Source organism: Psychromonas sp., assembly GCF_047632995.1.
Lineage (GTDB): Bacteria > Pseudomonadota > Gammaproteobacteria > Enterobacterales > Psychromonadaceae > Psychromonas.
The window spans coordinates 1-5,090 of sequence record NZ_JBLIEK010000183.1 but is presented as its reverse complement, the minus strand read 5'-3'; the positions used below and the strand labels follow the sequence as shown (position 1 = coordinate 5,090).

Below are 5,090 nucleotides of genomic sequence, written 5' to 3'. Positions count from 1 at the left end.
AACTAATGTTTCATCTGTGGAATTGCGATCAACTTTGACAGCAACCATATCGAGGTTTAACAGCAGGCTATTCACGATGCAGTAGTTGCCGCTCTCTTTGGTTATCAATAACAGATCATCAACAGAAAGCTTGTGCGTCTGTGATGGGTTTAACTTATTACGCAGTTGCGAAGGTTTAATCCCCGTATTAGCAGAGATTGCCAGCATGTTCTCGCTTTCAGAAAATGCACAACACGCCTCGTTTATGGCATTGAGTGCGACCTCACGGAAATTGCACGTTGTTGTAATACCTTCCATAGTTGATACTCAATGTTAAGAAGTTAAAGGAACAAAAATGAATATGATGGGTAGATCAATGTGTAACTGGCTGACACCAAGTAATCGCATTTGATGGCTACCACCCGTTATCATTCAGCAGTTGGCGCAAACTCATTCAAATCAACTTTGAGCTCTCCGTTTGTTAAATGTTGAAGTTCAAATGCACGACCACGTGGAATTTTTTCAGGCCACTGGTATACAGCGGAGGGATTAATGCCAATTGCTTTTGCCAAGTTTGTTGCGTTACCAAAATAAGTAATTGCTGTTGATTTTTTCATACCGACTCCATTTGTAAGTTTTCTAACTTTATTTTGTTAGGTAACTAATGTCAAGCTAATGTAAGCTTTCTAACATGAAAACATTAGGTAATAGAATTCGAGAGCGAAGAAAAGAGAAGAAACTCACGCAGGCGGCTGTTGCCAAGTCTGTTGGCGTTTCCTCTGCTTCAGTGACTCAATGGGAAAATGACGATAATGCACCCAGGGGCAGTAATTTAATTGCCTTGGCTAAAGCGCTAAATTGTGAACCAGATTGGCTTTTGCATGGGAAAAGCAGCCCACCTTTAGACGTCAATAACGTGATAGCAGGCCCTGAACTACAAGGTTTATATCCAGTTATCTCTTGGGTGCAGGCGGGTGATTGGTCATCTATTCACGAAATCCATGCTGCTGACGCCATTCATTATCCCTGTCCGGTCAAATGCAGTAACAAAACCTTCCTATTAAAAGTGCAGGGCATGAGTATGAGTCCTACCTTTAACGAAGGTGAACTGATTTTTGTTGACCCCGATGTGCAGCCCATTAATGGCAAATATATTATTGCAAGGTTAGATGATGAAAATGAAGCAACATTCAAGCAGCTTATTATTGAAGGTGGGCATAAGTTTTTAAAGGCCGCCAACCCTGCATGGCCAACGCCTATCCAACCGATCAACGGCAACTGCACCATAGTGGGGGTTGTGATATTTGCCGGAAGACTTTTCTAGAACAGAAAAATTACCACAAAAGGGCTTAACCGCCCTTTTTGTTTGCCAAAAATCAGTTCCCTTTGCTATCCCTCCCCAAATAAATAATTAAAAAGATCCGATCAATAAAGTGATAAACCTCACTATTTTTCATCAGCAAAAAACAAATGTTAGATTACTTACTAAATAAAACTTGCAATGCAATGTAAGTTAACTTACATTTACTAGCGAAACCAAACACATTAAAACAACTCGTAACAGCGAACCTGTAAAAAACGGTGATAAAAATGAAGGATACTAAAATGAAAACAAGAGATGAATATGGACAAGAGCGACTTATTAACGTCAATGAGATATCGAAATTACTGGGTGTAGGACGCACCTATTTCAGCCAGAAAATAGTGCCACACACAAACTTTTTAGAAATAGCTCCACCGATTCGCCTTTACGGTAACGGTGCTCCAAAGTACCAATTAAAAGATGTATTGAAATTTATTGAAAGCAGGAAAGAGCAGGCTGTGGCAGCTTGTTAACACACGCTAGGCTCAAGATCTTACCTTATAACGCAAGACTTGAGCTTATTTAGAGCTTTGCTCACTATGAACTACAATAACCACTTCGCCATCACTATCATAGTGCATATCCCCTAAGTGAGCTTCCAATATTTTATCAGTCTCAAAATATAACTTTTTATAATGAGCCACATCGTTAGATTGGTAAACTATATAAACAGAAAGAAGTACCGAAACTCCACTAAGAAAGGCCACCAAACTTGGATATATGTATTTTTTCATATTTTAACTTATTGGTTATAGGTAAAGTTAGTCTAGTCAATATTTCAAAAACAAATAAAATCAAATGCGGTTTATGATAACAGCTCCTACAAAATACATCATATATCTAGGATGAAAACATCTTCTTAACGTTAATGGACGCCACAAATTAATAGGCGTCGTCAGCACCTGTTTCAGCCAACAAACAATACCAAAAAAAAATTTCAGAAGTATCCCCTAAAGCTTTTCTTTACGGTAACGGCGCACCAAAGTACCAATTAAAAGATGTCTTGAAGTTTGTTGAAAGTAGGAAGGGGCAAACAGTGTCTGTGGCCTAGGCACTTAAATTAAGATGATTTAGACTTACGTTTTTACGCAAAAGACAAAGCTTAACTATTTTTATAATAAAAAAGTCCACAGAGAGCTCTAGGATCAGCATACACCTGCAATAAAAAGAATTACATCACCAACATTCTGCCTTTTTGATTTATTGCTTAATTCGATCAATCGACTAGCAGTACTTTAGACATTAAACTTTATGGTATCCTAAACGCTCTGTTTTTTATAACAGTAATGTATTGCTTGGTATTTAAGATAGGATTATTTTAAATATGAACTTCATCACTGAACAAATAAAAAGCTAGCAATCAATTTAATGTTTCAACTATTAAGCTGGCAGAATATATAACATCAAATTTGATAGTCGTGTGGCTATGGAAATGAACAAATAATAAGGCAAAATAATTCATGAGCGAATTAACTAAAAATCAAATTAACATTAAATCCGAATTAGAAAAAGCAAGGCACTCGATCAAAACAGATGGTTATCCAATGTCAATTGGAGAAGTTCTAAATTTATATAGAGATGGCGAGATCAGGCTAGATCCAGCTTTCCAACGTTTATTTCGTTGGGAAGATAGACAAAAAACGAAACTCATTGAATCGATCCTTATAGGTATACCTATTCCAGAAGTTTTTGTAGCTCAAAAACCAGATGGGACTTGGCATGTTGTTGATGGCGTACAACGTTTATCAACGATATTTCAGCTAACTGGGGTTTTAAAAGATACTGCCCCTTTAAAAATGACATATTGTAAATACATTCCCTCACTAGAAGGAAAAAAGTGGACCGACCTTCCAATCGAAACTCAGCGTGAATTTAAAAAATCCAAAATTAAAATTAATATCATTTTGACTCAAAATAGTGATGAGGCTCAGTATGAATTATTCCAACGTTTGAATACTGGCGGTACTGTTTTAGAAGATCAAGAAGTTAGAAATTGCTTAATACTAATGCTCTCCACTGATTTTTATGAAGCAATAAACACACTAAAAGATTATCCAAACTTTAAAGAATGTTTAAAATTGAAAGATCATAATTTTGATAAAGAATTCCATATGGAATTAATCTTACGCATGTTTATTGGTTACGCTGATATTGTACAATACAAATCTCATGGCTCTTTTAGCAAAATAGTTCTATCTGAGTTTATTGATAAAGAAACAGTCAACTTAATTAACAATGCTGACGTTAATGATTTTTCAAATGTTTTTAGAAGAACATTTGATACATTAAGAAATACACTTGGTGAATCTGTATTTCTTAAATATGATAACTATAAAAAAGATTTTACAGGTGCATTTAATGTATCAGTTTTTGAAATGCTTAGCTCTGGCATTGCATATAACATTGACAATGTTGAACAATTAGGTAAAAAAACTCTAAAAGATAAAATAATAAAAATATATCAAGAAAACGAAGTTATAGAACTCCTTAAGCATGGTAATAAAGCTATTAAACGATTCAAAGGGTTAACTGAATTCTCTCGCAACTATTTTAAATAGCCTAATTATGAATCTAACATTAGATAAATTAATTCAACACTTAGATAGTGATTTAAGTTGGCGCAAAAAAGAAATCACTAAGCTTATGTTTTTACATAACAATGATAATAATCTAATCATTGTTAAGTCATCAATTCTATTATTATATTCTCATTGGGAAGGTTATATTAAAAATGCTTGCAAACAATATTTGATTCACATCTCTGATAAAAACATAAAATTAAAACTTTTAACCAAAAATTTCGAAGCTATTAATCTAAAGGGAATGGTCAATGAAGTTTATAAATCTAATGGAGCCCTAACCCTTATAAATGAAATTAGTTTAATTAACAAGATTCATTCTTCTCATAATAAAAAGTTTAAAGTACCTAGTGATATTATTGAAGAAAAAAACAAAGAATTCATTAATACAAAAGATAATTTAAACTTGAAAATATTGAATTCATTTTTAGAGATTGTTGGAATTGGCACAGTTTCAATGATAGAAACAAGAGAAAAATATATTGATGAAGAACTATTAAACCAAAGAAATGCAATTGGCCATGGGACTAAAGTAGATCCTGATTCAATAGGATTTAATCTAGACATAGAAAATATAAAAACTCTTAAAGAGTTTATTTTCCTATTAATGGATCATGTAAAAGATGAATTGCAGCACTATGCCGAGAATAAATTTTATTTATTTTCAAATCTAAACCTTATTCCCACAAGGCATACAGCACGGAATGAAGTTTTAACAAAAAAAATGATAGAAATATTATCAATTGAAAATTAGCCAATAGCACCGCGGTACGGTGCCATTGGGTTACCCTTTAACAGCAGTGGGACAACTCATAATTTATCACTATGTAAACCATTGCGTTTTGATTTTCTTAGTGTGGTCCTAAAAATCGATCACCATTGAAATGAATCATATGCGTAGGAGCCTCTGACATCCAAACTTCAGTCTCCCAGCTAATGTAGGGGAGGTATTTACCCATAATTTTTCTATCCGGGAATGCTGTAACGTACACAAGACCTGGCTTTGCATTTTCAAAAAGTTTTGCTAACTCTCCATGCCTTTTGCCGTCAACTGGTCCATGACTTGTAACTGATTCGATTAATAGGAGCCAATCACGCTCTGGCCAATACAACACTACATCTGGCAATTTCCCCTTACGATCAACTGTAACGCCAAGCTTAGCTAAACG

General features: G+C 34.6%; 8 protein-coding genes. 4 read left to right on the top strand and 4 right to left on the bottom strand.

What is annotated here, in order from left to right:
• Together ACJAT7_RS17755 and ACJAT7_RS17750 are read right to left on the bottom strand one after the other, a co-directional pair.
• A partial coding sequence (locus tag ACJAT7_RS17755; RefSeq protein ID WP_415228132.1) for a phage regulatory CII family protein occupies positions 1-297 on the bottom strand: 297 nt, incomplete at its 3' end.
• 110 nt (positions 298-407) lie between these two features.
• Positions 408-596: a Cro/CI family transcriptional regulator gene (locus ACJAT7_RS17750; RefSeq protein ID WP_415228131.1), complete on the bottom strand. Its 189-nt coding sequence runs from the start codon at positions 594-596 to the stop codon at positions 408-410.
• Positions 597-670: 74 nt separating this feature from the next.
• Between ACJAT7_RS17750 and ACJAT7_RS17745 the strand changes: the two genes are divergently transcribed.
• Both ACJAT7_RS17745 and ACJAT7_RS17740 read left to right on the top strand, forming a co-directional pair.
• Positions 671-1,303 (top strand): LexA family protein, encoded by a 633-nt coding sequence (locus ACJAT7_RS17745; protein ID WP_415228130.1) that lies wholly within the window; start codon positions 671-673, stop codon positions 1,301-1,303.
• Positions 1,304-1,584: 281 nt separating this feature from the next.
• Positions 1,585-1,815 carry a helix-turn-helix transcriptional regulator gene (locus tag ACJAT7_RS17740; RefSeq protein ID WP_415228129.1) on the top strand — a complete coding sequence of 77 codons (231 nt, stop codon included), beginning with the start codon at positions 1,585-1,587 and terminating at the stop codon, positions 1,813-1,815.
• Between the two features lie 45 nt (positions 1,816-1,860).
• Here ACJAT7_RS17740 and ACJAT7_RS17735 read toward each other — a convergent pair whose 3' ends face one another.
• Positions 1,861-2,076: a hypothetical protein gene (locus ACJAT7_RS17735; RefSeq protein ID WP_415228128.1), complete on the bottom strand. Its 216-nt coding sequence runs from the start codon at positions 2,074-2,076 to the stop codon at positions 1,861-1,863.
• A gap of 726 nt (positions 2,077-2,802) precedes the next feature.
• Here ACJAT7_RS17735 and ACJAT7_RS17730 point away from each other — a divergent pair.
• Complete coding sequence (locus tag ACJAT7_RS17730) at positions 2,803-3,900, top strand: DUF262 domain-containing protein (RefSeq protein ID WP_415228127.1); 1,098 nt, start codon at positions 2,803-2,805, stop codon at positions 3,898-3,900.
• A 7-nt stretch (positions 3,901-3,907) separates the two neighbouring features.
• Positions 3,908-4,675, top strand: coding sequence for an MAE_28990/MAE_18760 family HEPN-like nuclease (locus tag ACJAT7_RS17725; RefSeq protein ID WP_415228126.1), 768 nt, complete (start codon positions 3,908-3,910; stop codon positions 4,673-4,675).
• 97 nt (positions 4,676-4,772) lie between these two features.
• Here ACJAT7_RS17725 and ACJAT7_RS17720 read toward each other — a convergent pair.
• Positions 4,773-5,090: BsuBI/PstI family type II restriction endonuclease (locus ACJAT7_RS17720; protein WP_415228125.1), on the bottom strand; the 318-nt coding region annotated here is incomplete at its 5' end.

Bases quoted from the DNA above. Each gene is read 5' to 3' on its own strand.
- ACJAT7_RS17735 (WP_415228128.1), bottom strand. From the start codon at position 2,076: ATGAAAAAATACATATATCCAAGTTTGGTGGCCTTTCTTAGTGGAGTT.
- ACJAT7_RS17730 (WP_415228127.1), top strand. From the start codon at position 2,803: ATGAGCGAATTAACTAAAAATCAAATTAACATTAAATCCGAATTAGAA.
- ACJAT7_RS17740 (WP_415228129.1), top strand. From the start codon at position 1,585: ATGAAAACAAGAGATGAATATGGACAAGAGCGACTTATTAACGTCAAT.
- ACJAT7_RS17750 (WP_415228131.1), bottom strand. From the start codon at position 596: ATGAAAAAATCAACAGCAATTACTTATTTTGGTAACGCAACAAACTTG.
- ACJAT7_RS17725 (WP_415228126.1), top strand. From the start codon at position 3,908: ATGAATCTAACATTAGATAAATTAATTCAACACTTAGATAGTGATTTA.
- ACJAT7_RS17745 (WP_415228130.1), top strand. From the start codon at position 671: ATGAAAACATTAGGTAATAGAATTCGAGAGCGAAGAAAAGAGAAGAAA.